Origin of the sequence: Rhodococcus sp. OK519 (assembly GCF_003051005.1) — a bacterium.
GTDB lineage: Bacteria > Actinomycetota > Actinomycetes > Mycobacteriales > Mycobacteriaceae > Prescottella.
Genome location: NZ_QAOW01000001.1, coordinates 807249 through 828222, shown reverse-complemented (window position 1 = coordinate 828222; position 20974 = coordinate 807249). Strand labels below are relative to the sequence as shown.

The following is a 20974-nucleotide window of genomic DNA, read 5'->3' as shown; positions in this document are numbered from 1 at the left end:
GATCGCGCCGGACGACTCTCTCCACATCCACGCCTGACGTCCCGATTCCGTCCCGGAACACCGTCGGCTTTCGTTAGGCTGGCCTCGTTCGTCAGGTCGCCCGTGCGCCTGTTCAGGCACACACGAGAACGAGTCGAGCCGACGGCCGACCGTCCCGCTCACCTGTGGAGAACACATGTCCCAACGGTCCACGACCGCTGCGCTTTCCGTCCTTGCCGTGGCGACCCTCGCGCTCACTGCCTGTTCGTCTGCCGAGTCGCAGACGAGCGGTGCCGCGCAGGGTGGCGACGCCTGCATCACCGACTTCGACGCGAGCACCGACTACTTCCCCGACAAGTCGTCGGTGTCGGACGCGAAGAATTTCACGCTCGAATACCACGACAGCTACCAGGTGCTCACGGTGAACCAGCCGTACCCGGGTGGCGCCCCGGAGTCGTACGTACTGGTCAAGTGCGGCGCGCCGGATCCGGCGCTGACCGGCGACCTCGCCGCGGCACCGAAGATCACGACGCCGATCACCAGCCTGTATTCGGCGTCGACCACGCACCTTCCGCTCATGACAGAACTCGGTCAGGTCGACGTCCTCACGGGTGTCGCAAACGCCGGATTCGTCTCCGACCCCACGGTGCGTGAGCGCATCGACGCCGGCAAGGTCGTCGAGTACGCGCCCGGCCAGACCGTGAACACCGAGAAGGTCGTCGCGGACGATCCGGACGTCCTGATGACCGGCGGCACCGACGATCCTTCGTACGCGAAGCTGCGGTCGGCCGGCATTCCCGTCGTAGCCAACGCCGAGTACCTCGAGTCGACCGCCCTCGGGCGCGCCGAGTGGATCAAGGCGATGGCTGCCCTCACCGGCACCGAAGCGCAGGCAGCAGAGGCGTACTCGCGGATCCGCAGCGACTACGACGAAGTGGCGGCCAAGGCGCAGGGCGCGCAACCGAGCGCCGTCCTGCCCGGCACGATGTACCAGGGCACGTGGTACATGCCGGCCGGCGGCAGCTACATCGGCGGTCTCGTGAGCGACGCGGGCGGCAGCTACCCGTGGCAGAACGACCCCGCCACCGGCAGCCTGCAGCTGAACTTCGAGTCCGTGTACGCGCAGGCAGGCACGGCGCCCACGTGGTTCGTGACCAGTTCGTGGGAGACGACGGCCGACGCGGTCGCCGAGGATCCCCGCTACGGTCAGCTCGCGGCGGTGAAGGACGGCGCGATCTGGTCGGCGACGAAGGCGATCGGCCCCACCGGCGGCAACGACTTCTACGAGCGCGGCGTCACCCGCCCCGATCTGGTACTCGCTGACGTCGTCGCGATCCTGCACCCGGATCTGATGCCGGACCACGAGTTCGTGTTCTACCGCCAGGTGCCGCGGGCATGACCACGCTCCTGTCCCGTCCGCCGGCCCCGCTCACCGGGCCGGCGGACGGGAGGGGGCTGCCGACGACACCGCGGGCGTTCTCGCGGCGAACCGCGGTGACGCTGGCACTGCTGGCCGCGTCGACGGTCGTGCTGTTCGTGCTGGCGCTGGCGCTCGGCCCGGTGCGTGTCCCTCTCGCCGACACCGTCCGGGTTCTCGTCGGCGCCGCGCCCTCCGATCCGCGCTGGCAGGTAGTGGTCCACGAACTACGTCTGCCCCGCGCCGTCACCGCCGTCCTCGTCGGGGCCGCGCTCGGAGTCGCCGGCCTGCAGATGCAGACGCTGCTCCGCAACGCGCTCGCCGACCCGTTCGTGCTCGGCGCCAGCTCGGGAGCGAGCCTCGGTGTCGCGCTGGTCGTCGTGGCCGCGGGAGGCGCCGGCGCCGCCTCGTTCACGTCGGGTTTCGCGGGGGCGGGACGTGCGGGGGTGGTGGCCGTGGCCGCCACCGGGGCCGCCGTCGTTCTGCTGCTGGTGCTGGCGCTCTCGCACTGGGTGAAGAACGCGGTGACCCTGCTCCTGATCGGCGTGATGGTCGGCTCGGCCACCACTGCGATCGTGAGCGTGCTGCTGGTGTACACCGATCCCCAACGCGCACAACAGTTCCTGCTGTGGGGGCTGGGCAGCTTCGCCGCGACCACGTGGGGCGATCTCGCGCTGATGACACCGATCGTCGTCGCGTGCATCGGTGTCGCGCTGGCCACGGTTCGGCCGCTCAACGCGCTGCTCCTCGGCGAGGGTTACGCCCGCACGATGGGCATCGACGTGCGCCGCGCCCGCCTCGTCACGCTGCTCACCGCATCGCTGCTGGCGGGAGTGACCACCGCGTTCTGCGGCCCGATCGGCTTCCTGGGGCTCGCCGTCCCCCATCTGTCCCGCCTCGCGGTCGGCACGTCCGACCATCGATCCCTGATGCCGACCGTGATCCTGATGGGGTCGGCCGTGGCACTCGCGTGCGGCATCGTGAGCCAGGTGCCGGGCAGCGACTCCGTCCTCCCACTCAACGCCGTCACCGCCCTGATCGGCGCACCGATCGTGGTGACGATCCTCGTCCGCAGCAGACGCGGCGTCGGGGGTGCGCTGTGAACGACATCGCCCTGGACCTCGCCGACGTCGCCGTCGGCTATCACGCCCGCCGCGCGCTCCGCCCGACCACGACGCGGACCGTCGCGTCCAAGATCGACGCGGTCGCACGACGCGGCGAGCTGACCGTGCTGCTCGGCCCCAACGGCAGTGGCAAATCCACGCTGCTGCGCACGCTGTGCGGTCTGCAACCCGCTCTCACCGGGTCGATCACGTTGTCCGGCAAGGATCTGCGCACCATGGCCGCCGACGACGTCGCCCGCGCGATCGCCGTCGTGCTCACCGACCGCGTCGACCCAGGCATGCTGTCGGCCCGCGAACTGGCCGGCCTCGGCCGCACACCACACCTCGGCCTGGGCGGCCGGATGAGTGCCCGCGATCACATCGTCGTCGAGTGGGCGCTCGAGGCGGTCGGGGCAGCGCACCTCGCCGATCGACCGGCGAGCGAACTGTCCGACGGCGAACGCCAGCGGGTCCTCACCGCTCGCGCCCTCGCCCAGGAACCGACACTGCTGATTCTCGACGAGCCGACGGCCTTCCTGGATGTGCCGTCCCGGGTCGCTCTGGTCGAACTCATGCGGCGGGCAGCGCGTGAACACGGACTCGCGGTGGTGATGTCGACGCACGACCTCGAACTGGCCCTGCGCGTCGCGGACCATGTGTGGCTGCTCGACCGTTCGGGCCGGCTGTCCACCGGCACACCCGAGCAACTCGCACTGGACGGCAGGATCGGCGCCGTGTTCGATTCGCAGTCACTGAGATTCGATGTCGGTTCCGGGGTGTTCGCGCTGCGTTCCACGCACGAGTCCCCACTCCGAGCCAGGGTTCGCGCACCCGAACCCACGGCATCGACGTTGGGCAGGCTGCTGGGCCGCGAGGGCGTCGTGGTGATCGGCGACGACGGCCCGGCAGACCTGCAGGTCGATGCGCGCGAGGGTGTCGTCGTCCATCATGCGGGGCAGGGCCTTCCTGTCGACGGACTGGATGCGCTCCCCCGTGCCCTGCGCGCGCTCCCGCTCTCCGAACTGACGCTGACGTCCTCGGACACCGTCACGACGATCTTGGCGGATCTGGCCGGCCTCGGACCCTACTTCACCGCCACCACCGGCGATTCCGGGTCGGGCGACTGGCGGCCCGTGCGCGATCTGTACACCGACGCGGCCGCACTCGCCGACGTCGTCGGGCACGTCGGTTCCCGCATCGGGTCCACCGAATACCGGGTCGCGGCGTCCACGCTGTTCCTCGGCTATGCGGCCCGACTGTGGTCGCTCACCCTCGGCGGCATCGTCCGGGGCCGCATCCTGCCGGACATCGACGGACTGGTGTGGCGCGACGTCGACGGCCGGATCGACCTGCACGTGCGCGAGCCGATCGGCTGGGAGGGTGGCGATCTGGTCGACCTGGCGCGAGAGACGGTCGTGGACCGTCACCTCGCACCGATGATCGCCGCGATCCGCGCCGCCGAGCCGATGTCGGAACGGCTGCTGTGGGGCAATGCGGCGTCGGCGCTGATCGGTGCCGCCCGGGTACTCGACGGCGAGACCCGAACAGCCGCTGCGGGACTCGCCGAGACGATCCTGCTCGATCCGAGACTGGTCGACACCGTCGACCGGGAAGGCACCGGCTTTCGGCGTCGAAGCTGCTGCCTGTTCTATCGCACACCCGTCTCCGGCTACTGCGGGGACTGCGTTCTCACCCGTCCGAACGAACCCGAGGAGAAGGAGGAGTCGGCATGACCACCGCACAACCCGAAGAGGTCGAGCCGTCGATCGTCGTCACCGAAAGCGGCGGACGCGAACAGCGTTGGCCCATCCCGGCGGACGAGAACTCACTGCTGCAGCTGATCCATCTACTGTTCGACGAGTACTGGGACGACATCTGGTTCGGCATCCTCATGGAGGGTGCGGCGTGGGAGGTCGCCGCGCCCAATGCGCCGAAGCGGATCTCGATGTTCGACGGCTACGCCACGATCGACTTCGGCCGCTGGCACTTTCACCTGTGCATCGGCGAGCACAACGACAGTGGGCCGGAGTTGGGCCGGATCCGCCGATGCTCACGTGCCGAGCTGTACCGGAGCCTCGGCGCCGACGGCACTCCGCACTCGTGGGGCGTCCGGTTGTTCAACGGCCGCGACGAACAGATGATGACCGCCATGCTGCCGAACCCGTTCCTGACGAAGACGCAACAGATCCGCGACGAGCTCGATTTCTCGCAGCTCGAACTGTGGGACCGGCTGCGCCGGCAATACCTCGGGATCGGACCGGACGCGCTGGATCGTCAGGGCAAGGGGTACGGCCGACACGACGGCTGACCAGCCAATATGGTCGTTAGACCGACACGACGTGCCCCCGACCACAAATTGCACTACAGTACAAAAACGTTGCCCCTCCCCCCTGGGCAGCAACGGCGCTCGTCCGGCTTTCCCCCCTGTCCGGATGAGCAGTCGGGTGGTGGCGCGTGAGAACACTCCGCGCCACCACCTGGCACCGTCCCCGCGCGGCTGACAGGATGCGCGGATGATCCTCGAACACGCACCGGTGCAGGTGAAGCCCGGCCAGGAATCCGAATTCGAAGCAGCATTCGGTCAGGCCAAGCAGATCATCGCCGCCATGCCCGGATTCCGGCGGCTGAGTCTCTCCCGATGCATCGAACGCCCCGACGCCTACCTACTCCTGGTCGAGTGGAACACCCTCGAGGACCACACCGAAGGCTTCCGGGGCTCGCCCGAGTACCTGGAGTGGCGCCGGCTTCTGCACCACTTCTACGACCCGTTCCCCACCGTCGAGCATTACGCGGCCGTCGACCACGCCTGATGCGGCGCACCGGTCAACCCCGCCGCAGTCGTGTTCCGCACAGCGGACCGTTCGACGAGACACGCGCCACAATCTGGTTTACGGTCGATCCGCCGTCCTTAGCCAATCGAAGGTTTGCTTGGTGACGGCTATCGACATCCGGCCCCGGTGCCGGTACGGAACACAACAGAGGAGTAAAAATGGGTTCGTCTGACGCAGATCTCGCGCTGATCAAGCAGATTCAGCCGGTCGTGAGCGGCATCGGCACCGTCGTCGGCGGCATCGGCGCCATCCTGAGCCTCATCGGCGCGATCGCCGCCCTCGGCTGATTCGTCAGCCGTAGTCTCGAAACCCCCGACCCGTCCCCGGACGGATCGGGGGTTTCCTCGTTCGAGGCGACAAGGCGCCCACCGCGAGACCGGACACGAGAACTTCGGCACCGATTCCTGCCGCTCCCCTCATCGCCGCGCCGCGTCTGCAATCGGCGGCGCGGCGTGACCAGAACCGGAGCGGCAGCATCGGGAATACGAAAAACTCCGGTTCACGATCGAATGATCGTGAACCGGAGTTCGAAGTGGAGCTAAGGGGATTCGAACCCCTGACCCCCACACTGCCAGTGTGGTGCGCTACCAGCTGCGCCATAGCCCCGTGTTGATTTGTTCTCAGCGCTTCGGGAGTGACTCCCTCGTGCTGAAAGAAAGTTACACCATCGCCGTCGCGGGCTACAAATCGGCAGGTCAGCCGCCATGGACCCTCGGCGGCCGACCACGGTGGCCGACCCCGTCAGGGCCGGCCACCTCGGGCTCCTACTGAGAAACCTGCGAGACCCAGTCCGGATCGCCCAGGGCGTCGATGACCTGACCGTTGTGCACGACGGCCGGAGTGCCGGTGGCACCCGACGCAGCGAGTGCCTGGCGTCCCGTCTCGGCGTCCGCTGCTGCCTGCTGCATGCGCTCACCGCTGGTGATGCAGTTGACGGCGGCCTCGTTGGCACCGGCGTCCTTCGCGAGCTTCGCGAGGTCCTCGTTCGACAGATCCGACTTGCCGCTCTCGGCAGGCTGGTTGGCGGGCGAGAACAGCTCACCGTGGAACTTGGAGTACGCGACGGCGTCACCGGTCTGCGCGACGCACTGCGATGCGGCCACGGCGCGCGTGGAGTAGTCGCCGCTGGCCGAGAGCCGGTTCAGGAAGTTGAGGATGTGGTAGTTGACGGCGAGCTTGCCCTCGTCGATGGCCTGCGCCACCTCCTGACCGTGCTTCTCCTCGAGCTGTGCGCAGTACGGGCACATCGGATCCTCGAACACGTCGATGGTGTTCGTGGCGTCCGGCAGGCCGAGGCGCACGACGCCGGCGTCGCCCATCGTCACCTGGACGGCGGAGTTCTGCACCGCCCCGTATCCCTCGTTGCGTGGCTTGTCACTGTCCCGCGTGAGGAGAATGCCGCCGATCACGAGTGCCGCGATCACGACGATCGCGAGACCGCCGACGATGTAGGTGGCCTTACTGGAGGTCGGTTGCGGGTTGTACTTCGCCGACTTCGGTTTCTTCGAACTCACTTCGCGTCCTTCGTCATGGGTGTGAGATCCGTGGGGAACTGACCGGAGCGCCCGCCGCGTGGCCGCGAGCAGGCACTACTCGTCTTCTACTCTGCCACCGTCGCCTGAGCGGGCACTGAGAACGGCGCGCGGGACCGCGGCCCGAGAGAGAACGGGCTGCGTGGGAATACGACGAGCCACACCGCCATCGCCAGGAACCCGACGTCCCGGGCTATTTCCTTGGCATAGTCCCAGCCGTCGACGTCGGCGACGCCCCCGCCGCCGAAGCATCCGCAGTCGATCGACAGGCCGCGCGCCCACACCGAGATGATGACGCCGATGAGGACGAGCAGCGCCGCCGACGACACGATCGCCGTGACCCGTACGCCCAGTCCGATGACCAGGAACAGTCCGAGCGCGATCTCGAGCATCGGCATCGTGTACGCGACGGGCCGGACAAGATCTTCCGGCAGCAGTTGGTAGGCCCGGACGGCGACGACGGTCTGCGTCGGGTCGATGAACTTGATCCACCCGGAGATCAGCCACACGGCGGCCAGACCGAGGCGCGCGAGGAGGCTCACTATGCGTATCCACACGCCGTACACGCTACCGAACAGGTATGCCTCAGCTTTCTAGATCATGTGCGTTTTCGCAGCTAGATTCGGCCGTGTGAACGATCAAGGTCACGATCCCGAGATGTCGAGTGCCTCGACGCCGCCGTCGCGGCCGCACGACTTCGACCACACGCACTCGGACGTGTCCGGCGGTTGGCTGCGGGCGGCGGTGTTCGGCGCGATGGACGGCCTCGTCACCAACACCTCGCTCATCGCCGGTGTCGGCGCTGCGGGCGTCGAGGCGCACACCGTGATCCTCAGTGGCGTCGCCGGTCTGGTGGCCGGCGCCTTCTCGATGGCCCTCGGCGAGTACACATCGGTGTCCACGTCCAACGAGCAGATCGACGCCGAGGTCCGGGTGGAGCGGCGCGCACTGCGCACGCACCCCGAGGCCGAGGAGGCGGAACTGGTCGAGACCTTCACCACGATGGGCATGAGCGAGGCGACGGCGACCGCGGCCGCCGAGGAGGTCCACGCGGATACCGAACGCGCGGTCAACATCCACATCACGCACGAGTTGGGCGTCGATCCCCGGGAGAAGCCGTCCCCGCTCGTCGCCGCGGGATCGTCGTTCGTGATGTTCTCGATCGGCGCGATCATCCCGCTGATCCCGTACCTGCTGGGCTTCGAGTCGCTGTTCGCCGGACTGGCGGTCGGCGGCCTCGGCCTACTGCTCGCGGGCGGGCTCGCGGCGCACTTCACCGACCAATCCAAGCTCCGCGGCGCCATCCGTCAGCTGCTGTTCGGGGCTATCGCGGTCGGTGCCACCTACATCGTCGGCGTGCTCATCGGGGTCGGTGTGAGCGGCTGACGCGCCCGCAGCCTCACGGCCGGACCCCTTGGGGACAACCACCCACAGCAGTACCGGTAGCAGCATGATCCCGCCGGTCACCGCCCATGCTGCCGCGAAGGACATCGATTCCGCGATCATCCCCGCCACGAGCGGGCCGGCGAAGCCACCGACGTCGCTGGTCATCTGGAACGCGGCCAGAAGCGGTCCGCCGCGTCGCTCGGATCCGACCACGTCCGCCACCGCCGCCTGCTGCGCCGGCCCCATGATGCCCGAGCCGATGCCGCTGATCGCCGTCGCGATGTAGAAGATGACGAGGTCGTCGGTCAGGCCCATCGTCATGGTCGACAGCCCGCAGACGAGAAGTCCGACGATGACGAACGGCTTGCGCCCGATGCGGTCCGACAACCGACCCGATCGCAACAGAACCAGGGCGTTGCCGACCGCGAACACGGTCAGCGCGATGGCAGTGGACGCAGTATCCCCGTCGAGGGCGGTGACGACGAACAGCGGCACGAGCGCGATCCGGACACCGAAGATCACCCAACCGGTTGCGAGGTTGGACCCAAGCGCCGCCCGGAACATCGGCGACCGCAGCCCCTCACGCAGCGTCATCGTGGTCAGGCCGCTGTCCACCTCGGGCACTGCGAGACGCGAGTTCCGGAGCGCGACGAACACCACGGCGGCAGCGACCACGAGCGCGACGGTGTAGATCGCGAACGGAACCCGCAGCCCGAACCGGGCGAACACGCCACCGAACAGCGGGCCCGTGATGGTGCCGATCAGGAACGATGCGGTGTAGATCCCCGACACCCGGCCGCGGCCCTGCCGCGGGGACATCCGGATCAGCAGGCCGAGCGCGGAGACGGTGAACATCGTGGAACCGATACCGCCGAGGGCCCGGAAGACGAGCAACTGCCAGTATTCGTTCGCAACGGTGCACGCGCCCATCGAAGCCGCCGTGATGAGCAGGCCGGACATGTAGGTGGGCCGCTCGCCCAGCTTCTGGACGAGTACGCCGCTCATGGGTGCGAACAGCAGTCGCATCAATGCGAAGACACTGATGACCGCGCTGGCCGCGGTGAGACCGACCCCGAAACTGCTGGCGAACTGAGGCAGCGCCGGGGCAACGATTCCGTACCCGAGAGCGACGATGAACGCCGACACGACGAGGACCCAGATCTCCTTGGGCAGCTTTGTGTCGGCTCCCGTCGCCGTGTCAGTGTTTCTCATTGCCGATAAATCTATCTACGTCGGTGAACGCGCGTTCAGCCCAGTCCCAGTGCCCGGGAAACAACATCCTGCGCGGCCGCTTGTACCTGCGCGAGATGTTCGGGGCCACGGAAGGATTCGGCGTAGATCTTGTAAACGTCCTCGGTGCCCGACGGGCGGGCCGCGAACCACGCGTTCTCGGTGGTGACCTTGAGCCCGCCGATGGCCGCGCCGTTGCCGGGCGCGGCGGTGAGCGTCGCGGTGACGGCCTCGCCAGCCAACTCGGTCGCGGTGACCTGTTCGGGAGAGAGCTTCGACAGCACCGCCTTCTGCTCCCGCGTCGCGGGGGCGTCGATCCGGGCGTACGCGGGGTCGCCGAACTGCCGGGTGAGTTCGCGGTACCGGGCCGACGGACTCCGACCGGTGACGGCCGTGATCTCGGCGGCCAACAGGGCCAGCAGGATTCCGTCTTTGTCGGTGGTCCACACGCTGCCGTCGTGGCGCAGGAACGAAGCGCCGGCGCTCTCCTCGCCGCCGAAGCCGAGCGAGCCGTCGAGCAGTCCCGGCACGAACCACTTGAAACCGACCGGCACCTCGACGACGGGACGCCCCAGCCCACCGGCGACGCGGTCGATCATGGACGAACTGACGAGGGTCTTGCCGATCTTGGTGGTCGGCGACCACCCGGCGCGGTACGTGTAGAGGTAGTCGATCGCGACCGCGAGGTAGTGGTTGGGATTCATCAGGCCGCCATCGGGGGTGACGATGCCGTGCCGGTCGGCGTCGGCGTCGTTGCCGGTCGCGAGATCGAATCGGTCGCGGGCGGCGATGAGCGAGGCCATCGCGTGCGGCGACGAGCAGTCCATGCGGATCCGGCCGTCGCCGTCGAGCGTCATGAACCGCCACGTGGCGTCGACGAGCGGGTTGACGACGGTGAGGTCGAGGCGGTGCCGTTCGGCGATGGCTCCCCAGTAGTCGACGGACGCGCCACCGAGTGGGTCTGCACCGATCCGCAATCCGGACGCCCGGATCGCGTCGAGGTCGACGACGCTCGGCAGGTCGTCGACATACTGGGCCAGGTAGTCGTACCGCCCGGCCGACGCGAGTGCCCGCGCCAGCGGTACCCGGGCGATCTCGGACAGCCCCGTGCGGAGCAAGTCGTTGGCACGGTCGGCGATCACGGTGGTGGCATCGCTGTCCGCGGGCCCACCGTGCGGCGGGTTGTACTTGAAGCCGCCGTCACGCGGCGGGTTGTGCGACGGGGTGACGACGATTCCGTCGGCGCGCGCGGCCGAGCCGGATGCATTGTGCCGCAGGATCGCGTGGCTCACCGCCGGCGTCGGCGTGAATCGGTCGCGTGAATCGATCACCACCGCAACATCGTTGGCCACCAGCACCTCGAGTGCCGTTGCCCACGCGGGCTCCGACAATGCGTGGGTGTCGCGGCCGAGGAACAGCGGTCCGGTGATGCCCTGCGCCGCGCGGTACTCGACGATCGCCTGCGTCGTCGCGAGGATGTGCGCCTCGTTGAATGCGGAGTCGAGGCTCGAGCCGCGATGTCCGGACGTACCGAACACCACCTGCTGCAACGGATCGGACGGATCGGGGGTGCGCGTGTAGTACGCGGACACCAGGTGCGCCAGATCCTCCAGATCCTCCGGCAACGCCACCTGTCCCGCTCGTTCGTGCACCATCGACCCCTCCGACTCTCATGCTGGAAACTCATGAACCATCGTGCCAGGGCGGGAAGCTACCGGCGCGTTCAAGCGGTGATCCGAAACCCCAGCCACGCGAATCCGATACCCACGGCGAGACTGGCCGCGACATAGAGGACGGACGTGACGGACCGGCCGACGCGGGTGAGGCCGACCGACTCGGTGGCGAACGTCGAGTAGGTGGTCAGTCCGCCGCAGAAGCCGGTACCCAGCAGCGCGAACACCGCGGGCGGCAGCGTCGCACCGGCGAGCAGGCCGAGGATCAGACAGCCGACGACGTTCACGACGAATGTCGGCACCGGGAAACTGGCGTACGACGACAGGTGCCGTCCGGCGAGATAGCGCGCCCCCGCGCCGACGCCGCCGCCGAGCGCGACCCACAGAACCGTCACGACGCCGTCTCGCGCCGACTGTGCCACGCCTCGCCGATTCCCATCCCGAGGCGGGCCGCCAGCAACGCCGGCAGCAGCGTCGCGAGGATGTAGACGACCGCCGATCCCGGGTTCTCCACGACGTCGACGGCGAAAGTCGAGAAGGTCGTGAATCCGCCGAGTACGCCGACGCCGAGGAACAGTCGCCACAACCGGTCGGGTCCGAGCACCGCCGCGAGAAGGCCGAGCAGCAGCGATCCGACGATGTTGATCATCAGCACCGTCCAGATTCCTGGGAACTGCTGCGCCAGCAGGTACCGCGTGCTCGCACCGATCGCGCCGCCGGCAGCGACGACCGCCAGCGTCCGCGTCTCCGTCATCGCCCCTCCTGTCTGCCGACCGGGAACAACTGTGGCAGACGCGGCCGGATCACGGAATCAGCGGCGCGGCGGCAGCGGCACGAAGTAGCTGGTGCGCTCCTGGTATTCGCGGTAGCCCGGGCGCCGCGCCATGTGCTGTTCCAGCAGGCGGGCACCGGTGGCGTAGACGAGGAAGTACGTCATCGCGAGGGGCGAGAGGATCGTGAGCACGCCCGGCCACGACTGTGCGGCTATCAGGAAGATGCCCCACCACACGCACGCGTCGCCGAAGTAGTTGGGATGCCGCGTCCAGCCCCACAATCCGCGGTCCATGATCGTGCCGCGATTCGACGGCTCCGCCTTGAACGCCGACATCTGTGCATCGCCGACGGATTCGAACACGACACCCACCAGCCACACTGCGACACCGAGGATCGTGAACACTCCTACCCCGCCGTGCGTGACGGCCGCGACCTGCACCGGCAGTGAGACGAACCAGAGGGCGAGCCCCTGCGTGAGGTAGATCTTGCGGATCGCCGTCCACGTCCGGTTGCCGCCCGCGTCGTCGAGCAGTTTCTCGTAGCGAGGGTCCTCGCCGTGTCCGCTGGTGCGCCGCGCCATGTGCGACGCCAGGCGCAGGCCCCACACCGCGACCAGCGCGGCGAGCAGCCAGCGCCGCCACGGGTCACCGTCACCGAACGCGGCCGCGACGAGCGCGATGACGACGAAGCCGGCGCCCCACGACACGTCGACGACGTTGTGTCGACCACGCGCGAACCCGAACGCCGCCGTGACGACCATGAGGATCGCCGCGGCGACCACGCTGGTGATGGTGACGAGCGCGAAACCGCCCCAGTCGAAGCCGTTCATCGCGCCGTCCACTCGGTCCGCTCGGGCACGTCGTCTCCCCCGGGCCGGACCGCGAGGATCTGATCGACACCCATGCGCCCGTCACGGAACGCCATGCCGCCGCCGACGAGATACAGCCGCCACACCCGGGCCGCCTCCTCACCCACCATCGCGACCGCGTCGTCCCAGCGCGACTCGAACGTGCGGTGCCACACAGCCACAGTGCGGACGTAGTGTTCGCGCAGCGCATGCACGTCCCGGATCTCGAGTCCCGCGTCCTCGATCAGCCCGACGGTCTCCCCCACCGGACGCATGAACATGTCGGGCGCGATGAAGGATTCGATGAACGGGCCGCCCCCGGGGTGCCGACCGGTGCGCGACATCTGCTGCACCAGGACCCGTCCGCCGGGGACGACGTTGTCGCGCAACGCCCGCGCATACACCGGGTAGTTGCGCCGGCCCACGTGCTCACCCATCTCCAGCGACGCGACGGCATCGAACGGGCCGTCGGGGATCTCCCGGTAGTCCTGCACCCGGATCTCGACCCGGCCGCCGAGACCGCGTTCCGCGATCCGGGCGTCGACGTAGTTCTTCTGTTCCTGCGACAGTGTCACGCCGACGACGCTGGCGTCGTACTCGGCGGCGGCGTACAGGCTCAGCGATCCCCACCCGCAGCCGACGTCCAGCAGACGCCGACCCGGTCGCCGGTCCAGACCGAGCTTGCGGCACACCAGATCCAGCTTGTCGCGCTGCGCGTCACCGAGGGTGTATCCGGGGTCGTCCGACGTCCAGTACGCGCACGAGTACGCCATGTGCGGGTCGAGGATCAGCGCGTAGAACTCGTTCGACAGGTCGTAGTGGTGGCTGATCGCGGCACGGTCCCGGACCTTCGAATGCAGGCGTCCGCGGACCCGGGCCTGCGACGCGGGTGGTGGGGGCGGTGCCCCGAAGGCACCGACCGACCGGGCGAGACGTGCCGCGCGGGCCAACAGGGCCGGAGTCGGACGGATCCCGTGCAGTCCGCGGGACCGCGCGGTCTCCCACACGTGGGTCAGCGCGTCGTCGAGGTCACCGGGCACGTCCAGGTCGCCGGTGACGTACGCCTGCGCCGCACCGAGTTCGCCGGGATGCCACAGCATGCGCCGCAACGCGTTCGGGCTGTAGAGAACGACGGGTGGGGCGTCCTCGGGACCGGCCGCGCTGCCGTCCCACACCGTCAGCCGCACCGGGAGATCCCCGCCCACGAGTGGTTCGAGGACCGCGGCGATGTCGTGGGCGATGCCGGTGTGCGCGCTGGTCACGGACGTGGTCATCACGTATCCCTCCGGTCGAGGACGATTTGCTGGACGTCGAGGTAGCCGGAGCGAAATCCGGCCTCCGAATAGCAGAGATAGAAGTGCCACAGTCGCCGGAAGACGTCGTCGAAGCCGAGCGCGGCGATCTCGTCGGCGTGCGCGGCGAACCGTTCGTCCCACAGCCGCAGCGTGCGCGCGTAGTGGTCGCCCATCGACAGTCGTTGCCGCACCGACAGACTCGTCTGCCGCTCGGTGATCTCCTCGATCGCCCGCACCGACGGCAGAAAACCGCCGGGGAAGATGTACTTGTGCACCCACGTGTAGGTGTTGCGGGTGGCGAGCATCCGATCGTGCGGCATCGTGATCGCCTGGATCGCGATGCGGCCGCCCGGGGCCAGCACCCGGTCGAGGGTCCGGAAGTAGGTGCCCCAGAACTGGTGTCCCACCGCCTCGATCATCTCCACCGACAGCACCGCGTCGTACTGTCCGTCCACCTGCCGGTAGTCGAGCAGGTCCACCTGCACGCGGTCGGCGTACCCGGCCTCCGCGATCCGCTTGCAGGCCAGATCCTGCTGCTCGGTCGACAGGGTGATCGAGCGGACCGTTGCGCCACGTGCGGCAGCCCGGATGGCGAGCTCGCCCCACCCGGTCCCGATCTCGAGGACCCGACTGCCCTCCCGCACCCGCGCGCCGTCGAGGAGGCGATCGATCTTGCGGTGCTGCGCGGCGGCGAGATCGTCCCAGACAGGAGCGGAATCGTCGTCGGCGAACAGCGCACTCGAGTATGTGAGCGTCTCGTCGAGGAACCCGCCGAACAGATCGTTGGACAGGTCGTAGTGGCGAGAGACGTTCGACCGGGTATTGCGGGTGGTGCCCTCTTCGCTGCCCGGAGGCTTCGGGATCACCATGCCGCGCATCCGTTGCAGCGGTCGCGGAATCAGCGTCGCGGCGCGGGCCGCGAAGACCTCGAGGACCGCCGTGAGGTCGGGCGCCGACCAGTCTCCGGCCATATAGGACTCACCGAACCCGATGAGGCCGCTCTCCCCGACCCGGGCCGCGAAGTCGGCGGGTCGGTGCAGGACCATCACCGGCGGATCGGCCGCCGACGGGCCGCCGAGCACCGTTCCGTCCGGGAAGTGCACTCGAACCGGCAGGCGCGAGACCGCGCGCCGGAACAGTTCGTCGGCCACGCGTCCGGCGACGCGGGCACGCACCCCGGACGGTGCGCGGTGCAGGTCTCCCCACGCGCACCGATCGACGGGCCGCCCGGTCGGGATCACGGTCGCGGTCATCACACTGCCTCCTGTCGTCGATGCGCCGGTCGCTGCCGGACGGGTAGGCCTCTGGCCCACAGTCGAATTCCCTGCCAGCGGATCTGCGCGGCCACCCGCAGTGGTGCGATCGGGACCGCGAGCGCCGCTCGCAGCACCTCGCGCGGTGTCGCGTCACGGCGCTCACCCACGACCGTGGCGACGAACGGCGGTTGACCCGCGCGCTCGAGCGAGATTCCGACGTGTAGCGCCTCCCCCGGGGTGGGCAATCTCATGCGGTACTCACCGTCGACGTCGTTGAACGGCGAGACGTAGAACGCCTTGACCGCCCGCGCGTTCCCGCGATCGTCGGGTCGCAGCAGGTAACAGTGCCGCTCCCCGTACGTGTTGTGCACCTCGGCGATCACGCACACCGGTCGGTTGTCCGCGTCGTGGCACCAGAACACGCTGAGCGGATTGAACACGTACCCGAACACGCGGGCGTTGGTGAGCATCAGCACTTTTCCGCCCTCGAGGTCGATCCCGTGTGCCGCGAGGAACGCGTCGACGTTCTGCCGCAGACTCCACGACAGGTCGCCGAGATGATCGGCGGAGGCGAATCCCGCGAGCGGGGCGAGGATCCGCGGCAGGCTCGGGAGGTGGTCGATGTCGACGAGCCAGCTGTAGCTGCGGTAGCAGAAGGCGTTGCGCAGCGGCGCGGTTCGCACGTGACGGATCGCCGTCCGGTAGATGGCCGGGGTGCGGGGCAAGGGTGAGGCGCTCATGTCCACTGCCCTCCTACACGCTGCGCGGCACGCAGGCCCGACAACGCACCGTCTTCGTGGAATCCCCAACCGTGGTAAGCCCCCGCGAACGCGACGACGCCGTCGCTCAGTTCCGGCAGTCGGCGCTGCGCCGCGAGGGAGGCCGGGGTGTACTGCGGATGCTCGTAGACCATCGTGTCCAGCACCCGACTCGGGTCGACGATGTCGTTTCCGCCCAGAGTCACGAGGTACCGCTCGCCGGTGTCGGGCAGCCGCTGCAGCCGGGTCATGTCGTAGCTGACGAGAACCTGTTCGGGTCGCGCCGCGCAGAACGGAATGCGGTAGTTCCACGACGCCCGTGCGCGCGTGGACCTCGGCAGCACCGATTCGTCGGTGTGGAGTTGGGTGTGGTTGACGGAGTACGGCATCGCGCCGAGCACCTCGTGGTGCAGTGGGGTGGGGGCCGCGAGAATCTTCAGGGCCTGCTGCGGATGCGTCGCGACCACGACGGCGTCGAACTGCCGCAGGTCGTCGCCGTCGTCGCGGATCTCGACGCGATCGCCGTGCCGGTGGATCGCCCGCACCGGCGTCGAGAACCGGACCTCGCCGATGCGCTCCGCCACCCGTCGCACGTACTCGGCGCTGCCGCCGCGCACCGTCCGCCACGTGGGCGAGCCGCCGACACCGAGCATCCCGTGATGCTCGAGGAAGGTGAAGAGGAACCGTGCCGGATAGCGCAGCGCGGTTTCGGGATTGCACGACCACACCGCCGAAACCAGCGGGGTCATGAAGTGCGCGGTGAAGTATGGCGAGAAGCGGCCGTCCACGAGGAAGTCGCCGAGCGTGCGGTCGTCGGAGTCGGCGCCGGCGAGCGTCGCCTTCGCGAGTCGGTGGAAGCGCCTGACCTCGGACAGCATCCGCACGTACTCGCTGCGAAACGCCGTCGAGACCCTCGGTACCAGTCCTCGAACACCCTGCCCTCCCGCATATTCCAGCCCACAGCCATCGCAGCGGATCGACATCGACATGTCGGATTCCTGCGTCTCCACCCCGAGTTCGGCGAACAGTCGGAGCAGCGTCGGATAGGTGCGGTCGTTGTGGACGATGAATCCGGTGTCCACGCTCAGTTCGTCGCCGGCCGATGTGCGCACCCGATGTGTGTCGGCATGCCCGCCGAGACGGCCGTCGGCCTCGTACAGCGTCACGTCGGCGCTCTTCGCCAACACCCACGAGGCCGTCAACCCCGCCACCCCGGATCCGACGACGGCAACGCTGCGTCGTGTGCCCCAGCTCCGACCGTCGATCATCTGTGTCCCTCTCGCCTGGTGTCCGGTGCTCACGTGGCATTCGGAGACGAGAGGCGGTGCGATTGGTCCCGGACGAAGTCGACCGCGATCCGGTGCCACCGCGTTGGATCGCGGAGCATCGCATGCCGCGCGCCGGGAATGCCGATCCACTGCGCGTCCACACCGCGTATGCGCGCCAGCTCGGTCTGCGTCCGCGATGCGACGGGGTCGGTCCAGCTATCCGCCGTACCGTGCACGACGACCATCCGCTTGCCGGCCGGGGCCTTTGCGCCCTCACCGTCCGGCCACCACGGGGCGAGCGCGAGTATCCCGCGTACCAGGGGATCGTCGGCGACGACCGCCGCGACCCTGCCTCCCATCGAATGGCCGACCAACACCACCGGGACGCCGGCGGGACGGAGGCCGTCGAGCACCTTCCGAACGTCGCGGACGGGACTGCGGTCGGCGCCGTTCCACCCGCGCACCCGGTAACGCACCTGGCGGACCTCGACGCCGGGAACACGTCGCCGAACGATCCATGTGAACGGCCACATCCGCAGGGCGGCCGCCTGCCAGTGCCTGAATCGACGCCGGTCCCGCGCCTTGCCGCCAGGCAGCACCAGCACGATCAGTGCCGGCGCATTACTCGTTCGTCTCGGTAGCCGCACGATCGGTATTCGGAACCGACCGCCCCGGCGGACGGGTGGGATCCGGACCCCCCGACACATAGCCGCGAAATCGCCCCGTCACGGAGTGACGCCTGCAAACGCATCGATCGCGTCGATCAGATTTTCGGTGAAACTTCCTCCGCCGTGTCCGGCATCCTCGACGACGTCCAACCGACTGCCCGGCCACAGGCGTGACAGTTCCCAGGCGATGTCGAGCGGGCCGGACACGTCGTATCGGCCGTGCACGAGAACGGCGGGGATGTCGACGAGCAGGTGCATGCCGTCGCGGAGTTGGTTCGGGGCGAGGAAGCAGTCGTTGCCCCAATAGTGCGTGACCAGGCGCGCGAAGACCGATCGGAACGTGGGGTCCCGATATCTCGCGTCCGGTGTCCAGCCCGGGGTGAGAGAGACATGCGTGTCCTCCCACTCGCACCAGCGGACGGCCGCGTGGTCGCGGACCGACGGATCCGGGTCGGCGAGCAATCGGGCGTACGCCGCGGCGAGGTTGCCGTCCTTCGCGTCCTCGGCGACCGGTTCGACGAAGCGCTCCCATTCGCGCGGAAAGACCCGCCGCATGTCGCGGGTGATCCACTCGATGTCGCGACGAGGATCCGACGTGATCGCGCCCAGCGCCATCGCAATCACCCGATCCGGATGCGCCTGCGCATACGCCAGTCCGAGCGTGACGCCCCATGACACGCCCACCACGATCCACTTCTCGATCCCGAGGTGCTCACGCAATCGTTCGACGTCGGCGATGAGATCGGCGGTCGTATTGGTCGAGAGGTCGGTCCGCGGGTCGTCCGCGAGGGGCGTGCTGCGCCCGCACCCACGCTGGTCGAACAATACGGCCCGGAACGCGTTCGGGTCGAATAGCCGTCGTCTACCGGGCCCCGCCCCGGAACCGGGGCCGCCGTGCAGATAGACCACCGGCACGCCGTCCGGGTTGCCCACCGTCTCCCAGTACAGACGGTGACCATCGGTCACCTCGAGCAGACCGGACTCGTACGGTTCGACGAACGGATAGCGGGCGGCCATGCCCAGAGTCTGCTGCAACGGCCTTGCGGACAACGCAAAGGGGCCCGATCGGAAGTGCTTCCGATCGGGCCCCTCTCGAGTGGAGCTGCCGGGAATCGAACCCGGGTCCTCCGCCGCTTTGCTAGGGCTTCTCCGTGTGCAGTTCGCTAAGTCTCTACTTGGATCTCCCGGTCCCGCGAACAAGCCGTGATGACGATCCCAGTCGCTGTTGGTTGTCCCGACCCACTCCGCGACCGAGTGGAACGGTAAAGCCCTCTAGCTGATGCCAGGGTCCGGGGCGAGGGCACACCCGGTCTGACAGACACGCAGTCGCTACTTAGGCAGCGAGGGCGTAGTCGCGCTGATTGGAATCGGCGCTTATTGGTTTGCAGCGACGCTTACGGTGGTCTCTTGCCTGCACCGACACGCTTCCCCTAACTCAACGTACGCAGTCGAAACCGTTCAGCCCCGTACGTCCCCACGTCTTTCATGGGGCTACTTACTTTAACCCGCGAGCGGGCGGGAATCATCCCGATATTCAGTGACCGCTCCGGGCCCGTCGCCGACACCGCCGTCGATGCAGGCCACATCCATGCGTTTCGCCCCTCAGCCGCTGCTCATTCCGTTAATGTCTGGCCCCGGGACGGACTTTTCGGTGACATTCGTCACTCGACACTCGCAGGGGGAAACTGGGATGACGTCGTTCGCGCGCCGATTGGCGGCCGCTGCCGCACTCGCTCTCACCGCTGCGGTCACGGGCACGATCGCCGCGCCCACGGCCGGCGCCGCGCCGGCGTATCCGACGCCGTACGCCGACCCCTTCTACGCGGCTCCGGCCGACATCGCGTCGAAGGCCCCCGGTGACATTCTCGAAGTTCGCCGCGCCGACACGTGGCTCGTCCCGGGCAACGAGGTGTGGCAGATCAAATACCGGTCCACCAACTCGGCGGGCGCACCCATTCCGGCGGTGACGACGGTCATCAAGCCGTTCAACTCGCCGACGGACATGCCCGTGCTGTCGTACCAGGCGATCGTCAACTCGCTCGGTATGCGATGCGCGCCGTCGGCCGCCCTGTTCACCGGCGAGATCAAGGATGTCTTCGGTCTGCCTCTCGCGCTGGCACAGGGCTGGGCGGTCGCTATCCCCGACCACCTGGGCCCCAACAGCGCCTACGGCGCCGCCAAGCTCGGCGGCATGATCACCCTCGACGGCGTCCGCGCCGTGCAGCGACTGCCGGAACTGCGACTGTCGAACAGCCCCGTCGCGCTCGCCGGGTACTCCGGTGGCGGCATGGCCACTGCGTGGGCGGCAGCCCTCAACCCCACGTACGCACCGGACGTCGAGCTCGCGGGCGTCGCACAGGGCGGTGTCCCGGCAGATATCGAGGAGATGGCGGTCGGACTCGGCCTGGCAGACCGGCACCCCGGATTCGGGTTGGGCTTCGCCGCGGCGGTGGGACTCGAGCGCGAATATCCCGACCGGCTGCCCATCGGCGACCAGCTGACCCCGATAGGACTCGGACTGCGGGAGGAACTCAAGGACGAGTGCCGCACGCTGATCATCGCGAAGGGCGTGCTGCACGGCGTCAGCGAGGTCGCCAAGTCCACGAGCCTGCTGAACGACGAGCGGACTCGCGCCGTGATGCGGGAGAACAGCCTCGTCGACTATCCCGGCATCCCGACCGCACCGGTGTTCATGTGGCAGGGATCGACGGACGGCCTGACGCCGTTCGGGTCGGTGGCAAGGACTGCCGACCGCTACTGCAAGGCGGGCGCGACACTCGTGTTCCGCGGCTACCCCATCGCCGAACACATGACCAACGCAATCGTGGGCCTGCCCGAGGCCTTCCTCTATCTGAAGGATCGCTTCGCGGGCGTTCCCGCTCCGACGGACTGCTGACCTGCGTTTACGCGGACCGTCAAATCGTATATGTCCACTGTTCGGGATTTGTTCGCAAAAG

Annotated in this window: 20 protein-coding genes, 1 tRNA gene, 1 other RNA gene and 1 pseudogene; 8 read left to right on the top strand and 15 right to left on the bottom strand. The window is 68.4% G+C overall.

Annotated features, from left to right (window positions below; translation table 11 throughout):
- Nucleotides 1-175: 175 nt before the first annotated feature.
- The 6 genes from C8K36_RS03930 (at nucleotide 176) to C8K36_RS25050 (ending at nucleotide 5617) form a co-directional block, all read left to right on the top strand.
- The gene (locus C8K36_RS03930; protein WP_107983084.1) at nucleotides 176-1378 is read left to right on the top strand and encodes an ABC transporter substrate-binding protein; all 1203 of its coding nucleotides are present in this window, start codon (nucleotides 176-178) and stop codon (nucleotides 1376-1378) included.
- Nucleotides 1375-2499, top strand: a complete 1125-nt coding sequence (locus C8K36_RS03925; RefSeq protein ID WP_107983083.1) for a FecCD family ABC transporter permease — start codon at nucleotides 1375-1377, stop codon at nucleotides 2497-2499. The genes C8K36_RS03930 and C8K36_RS03925 overlap by 4 nt, the downstream gene beginning before the upstream one ends.
- Nucleotides 2496-4232 carry an ATP-binding cassette domain-containing protein gene (locus C8K36_RS03920; RefSeq protein WP_107983082.1) on the top strand — a complete coding sequence of 579 codons (1737 nt, stop codon included), beginning with the start codon at nucleotides 2496-2498 and terminating at the stop codon, nucleotides 4230-4232. The genes C8K36_RS03925 and C8K36_RS03920 overlap by 4 nt, the downstream gene beginning before the upstream one ends.
- Entirely contained in the window at nucleotides 4229-4807 is a 579-nt protein-coding gene (locus C8K36_RS03915) for a DUF7676 family protein (RefSeq protein WP_107983081.1), read from the top strand. The genes C8K36_RS03920 and C8K36_RS03915 overlap by 4 nt, the downstream gene beginning before the upstream one ends.
- A 205-nt stretch (nucleotides 4808-5012) precedes the next feature.
- Nucleotides 5013-5309, top strand: coding sequence for an antibiotic biosynthesis monooxygenase family protein (locus C8K36_RS03910; RefSeq protein ID WP_107983080.1), 297 nt, complete (start codon nucleotides 5013-5015; stop codon nucleotides 5307-5309).
- A gap of 179 nt (nucleotides 5310-5488) precedes the next feature.
- Entirely contained in the window at nucleotides 5489-5617 is a 129-nt protein-coding gene (locus C8K36_RS25050; RefSeq protein WP_258195015.1) for a hypothetical protein, read from the top strand.
- A gap of 246 nt (nucleotides 5618-5863) precedes the next feature.
- Here C8K36_RS25050 and C8K36_RS03905 read toward each other — a convergent pair.
- The 3 genes from C8K36_RS03905 to C8K36_RS03895 all read right to left on the bottom strand — a co-directional run bounded on the left by C8K36_RS03905 (nucleotide 5864) and on the right by C8K36_RS03895 (nucleotide 7419).
- Nucleotides 5864-5936, bottom strand: a tRNA-Ala gene (locus C8K36_RS03905).
- A gap of 158 nt (nucleotides 5937-6094) precedes the next feature.
- Nucleotides 6095-6844: a DsbA family protein gene (locus C8K36_RS03900; RefSeq protein WP_107983079.1), complete on the bottom strand. Its 750-nt coding sequence runs from the start codon at nucleotides 6842-6844 to the stop codon at nucleotides 6095-6097.
- An 86-nt stretch (nucleotides 6845-6930) separates the two neighbouring features.
- Nucleotides 6931-7419, bottom strand: a complete 489-nt coding sequence (locus tag C8K36_RS03895) for a MauE/DoxX family redox-associated membrane protein (protein WP_107983750.1) — start codon at nucleotides 7417-7419, stop codon at nucleotides 6931-6933.
- Between the two features lie 43 nt (nucleotides 7420-7462).
- On the opposite strand from C8K36_RS03895, the pseudogene C8K36_RS25045 reads away from it, so the two are divergent.
- A pseudogene (locus C8K36_RS25045) lies at nucleotides 7463-8158 on the top strand (VIT1/CCC1 transporter family protein); the annotation flags it as partial.
- Here C8K36_RS25045 and C8K36_RS03885 read toward each other — a convergent pair.
- The 12 genes from C8K36_RS03885 to ssrA form a co-directional block, all read right to left on the bottom strand.
- Complete coding sequence (locus C8K36_RS03885) at nucleotides 8105-9460, bottom strand: MFS transporter (RefSeq protein WP_107983077.1); 1356 nt, start codon at nucleotides 9458-9460, stop codon at nucleotides 8105-8107. The pseudogene C8K36_RS25045 and the gene C8K36_RS03885 overlap by 54 nt on opposite strands.
- 35 nt (nucleotides 9461-9495) lie before the next feature.
- Entirely contained in the window at nucleotides 9496-11133 is a 1638-nt protein-coding gene (gene pgm, locus C8K36_RS03880) for a phosphoglucomutase (alpha-D-glucose-1,6-bisphosphate-dependent) (RefSeq protein WP_107983076.1), read from the bottom strand.
- 68 nt (nucleotides 11134-11201) lie between these two features.
- Nucleotides 11202-11546: a fluoride efflux transporter CrcB gene (gene crcB, locus C8K36_RS03875; RefSeq protein ID WP_107983749.1), complete on the bottom strand. Its 345-nt coding sequence runs from the start codon at nucleotides 11544-11546 to the stop codon at nucleotides 11202-11204.
- A complete protein-coding gene (locus tag C8K36_RS03870; protein ID WP_107983075.1) occupies nucleotides 11543-11905 on the bottom strand; it encodes a fluoride efflux transporter FluC in 363 nt (120 codons plus the stop codon). Before C8K36_RS03870 ends, crcB begins: the two co-directional genes overlap by 4 nt.
- 57 nt (nucleotides 11906-11962) lie before the next feature.
- Nucleotides 11963-12754 (bottom strand): DUF1295 domain-containing protein, encoded by a 792-nt coding sequence (locus C8K36_RS03865; RefSeq protein WP_107983748.1) that lies wholly within the window; start codon nucleotides 12752-12754, stop codon nucleotides 11963-11965.
- Nucleotides 12751-14046, bottom strand: coding sequence for an SAM-dependent methyltransferase (locus C8K36_RS03860; RefSeq protein ID WP_107983074.1), 1296 nt, complete (start codon nucleotides 14044-14046; stop codon nucleotides 12751-12753). Before C8K36_RS03860 ends, C8K36_RS03865 begins: the two co-directional genes overlap by 4 nt.
- Complete coding sequence (locus tag C8K36_RS03855; protein ID WP_107983073.1) at nucleotides 14046-15320, bottom strand: SAM-dependent methyltransferase; 1275 nt, start codon at nucleotides 15318-15320, stop codon at nucleotides 14046-14048. Before C8K36_RS03855 ends, C8K36_RS03860 begins: the two co-directional genes overlap by 1 nt.
- Complete coding sequence (locus C8K36_RS03850) at nucleotides 15320-16063, bottom strand: DUF1365 domain-containing protein (RefSeq protein WP_107983747.1); 744 nt, start codon at nucleotides 16061-16063, stop codon at nucleotides 15320-15322. The genes C8K36_RS03855 and C8K36_RS03850 overlap by 1 nt, the downstream gene beginning before the upstream one ends.
- Nucleotides 16060-17349 carry an NAD(P)/FAD-dependent oxidoreductase gene (locus C8K36_RS03845; RefSeq protein WP_107983072.1) on the bottom strand — a complete coding sequence of 430 codons (1290 nt, stop codon included), beginning with the start codon at nucleotides 17347-17349 and terminating at the stop codon, nucleotides 16060-16062. Before C8K36_RS03845 ends, C8K36_RS03850 begins: the two co-directional genes overlap by 4 nt.
- Nucleotides 17350-17378: 29 nt before the next feature.
- A complete protein-coding gene (locus C8K36_RS03840) occupies nucleotides 17379-17996 on the bottom strand; it encodes an alpha/beta fold hydrolase (protein WP_258195014.1) in 618 nt (205 codons plus the stop codon).
- A 78-nt stretch (nucleotides 17997-18074) separates the two neighbouring features.
- The gene (gene pip, locus C8K36_RS03835) at nucleotides 18075-19034 is read right to left on the bottom strand and encodes a prolyl aminopeptidase (protein ID WP_107983746.1); all 960 of its coding nucleotides are present in this window, start codon (nucleotides 19032-19034) and stop codon (nucleotides 18075-18077) included.
- 77 nt (nucleotides 19035-19111) lie between these two features.
- Nucleotides 19112-19483, bottom strand: a transfer-messenger RNA (tmRNA) gene (gene ssrA / locus C8K36_RS03830).
- Nucleotides 19484-19707: 224 nt separating this feature from the next.
- Between ssrA and C8K36_RS03825 the strand changes: the two genes are divergently transcribed.
- Nucleotides 19708-20913: a lipase family protein gene (locus tag C8K36_RS03825; RefSeq protein ID WP_107983070.1), complete on the top strand. Its 1206-nt coding sequence runs from the start codon at nucleotides 19708-19710 to the stop codon at nucleotides 20911-20913.
- The last annotated feature ends 61 nt before the right edge of the window (nucleotides 20914-20974 follow it).

Excerpts from the sequence above, each read along its gene's own strand:
- C8K36_RS03855 (WP_107983073.1), bottom strand. The coding sequence starts at position 15,320 with ATGACCGCGACCGTGATCCCGACCGGGCGGCCCGTCGATCGGTGCGCG.
- C8K36_RS03930 (WP_107983084.1), top strand. The coding sequence starts at position 176 with ATGTCCCAACGGTCCACGACCGCTGCGCTTTCCGTCCTTGCCGTGGCG.
- C8K36_RS03845 (WP_107983072.1), bottom strand. The coding sequence starts at position 17,349 with ATGATCGACGGTCGGAGCTGGGGCACACGACGCAGCGTTGCCGTCGTC.
- pip (WP_107983746.1), bottom strand. The coding sequence starts at position 19,034 with ATGGCCGCCCGCTATCCGTTCGTCGAACCGTACGAGTCCGGTCTGCTC.
- C8K36_RS03910 (WP_107983080.1), top strand. The coding sequence starts at position 5,013 with ATGATCCTCGAACACGCACCGGTGCAGGTGAAGCCCGGCCAGGAATCC.
- C8K36_RS03870 (WP_107983075.1), bottom strand. The coding sequence starts at position 11,905 with ATGACGGAGACGCGGACGCTGGCGGTCGTCGCTGCCGGCGGCGCGATC.
- C8K36_RS03860 (WP_107983074.1), bottom strand. The coding sequence starts at position 14,046 with ATGACCACGTCCGTGACCAGCGCGCACACCGGCATCGCCCACGACATC.
- C8K36_RS03915 (WP_107983081.1), top strand. The coding sequence starts at position 4,229 with ATGACCACCGCACAACCCGAAGAGGTCGAGCCGTCGATCGTCGTCACC.
- C8K36_RS03885 (WP_107983077.1), bottom strand. The coding sequence starts at position 9,460 with ATGAGAAACACTGACACGGCGACGGGAGCCGACACAAAGCTGCCCAAG.
- C8K36_RS03865 (WP_107983748.1), bottom strand. The coding sequence starts at position 12,754 with ATGAACGGCTTCGACTGGGGCGGTTTCGCGCTCGTCACCATCACCAGC.
- pgm (WP_107983076.1), bottom strand. The coding sequence starts at position 11,133 with ATGGTGCACGAACGAGCGGGACAGGTGGCGTTGCCGGAGGATCTGGAG.
- C8K36_RS25050 (WP_258195015.1), top strand. The coding sequence starts at position 5,489 with ATGGGTTCGTCTGACGCAGATCTCGCGCTGATCAAGCAGATTCAGCCG.
- C8K36_RS03825 (WP_107983070.1), top strand. The coding sequence starts at position 19,708 with ATGACGTCGTTCGCGCGCCGATTGGCGGCCGCTGCCGCACTCGCTCTC.
- C8K36_RS03925 (WP_107983083.1), top strand. The coding sequence starts at position 1,375 with ATGACCACGCTCCTGTCCCGTCCGCCGGCCCCGCTCACCGGGCCGGCG.
- C8K36_RS03850 (WP_107983747.1), bottom strand. The coding sequence starts at position 16,063 with ATGAGCGCCTCACCCTTGCCCCGCACCCCGGCCATCTACCGGACGGCG.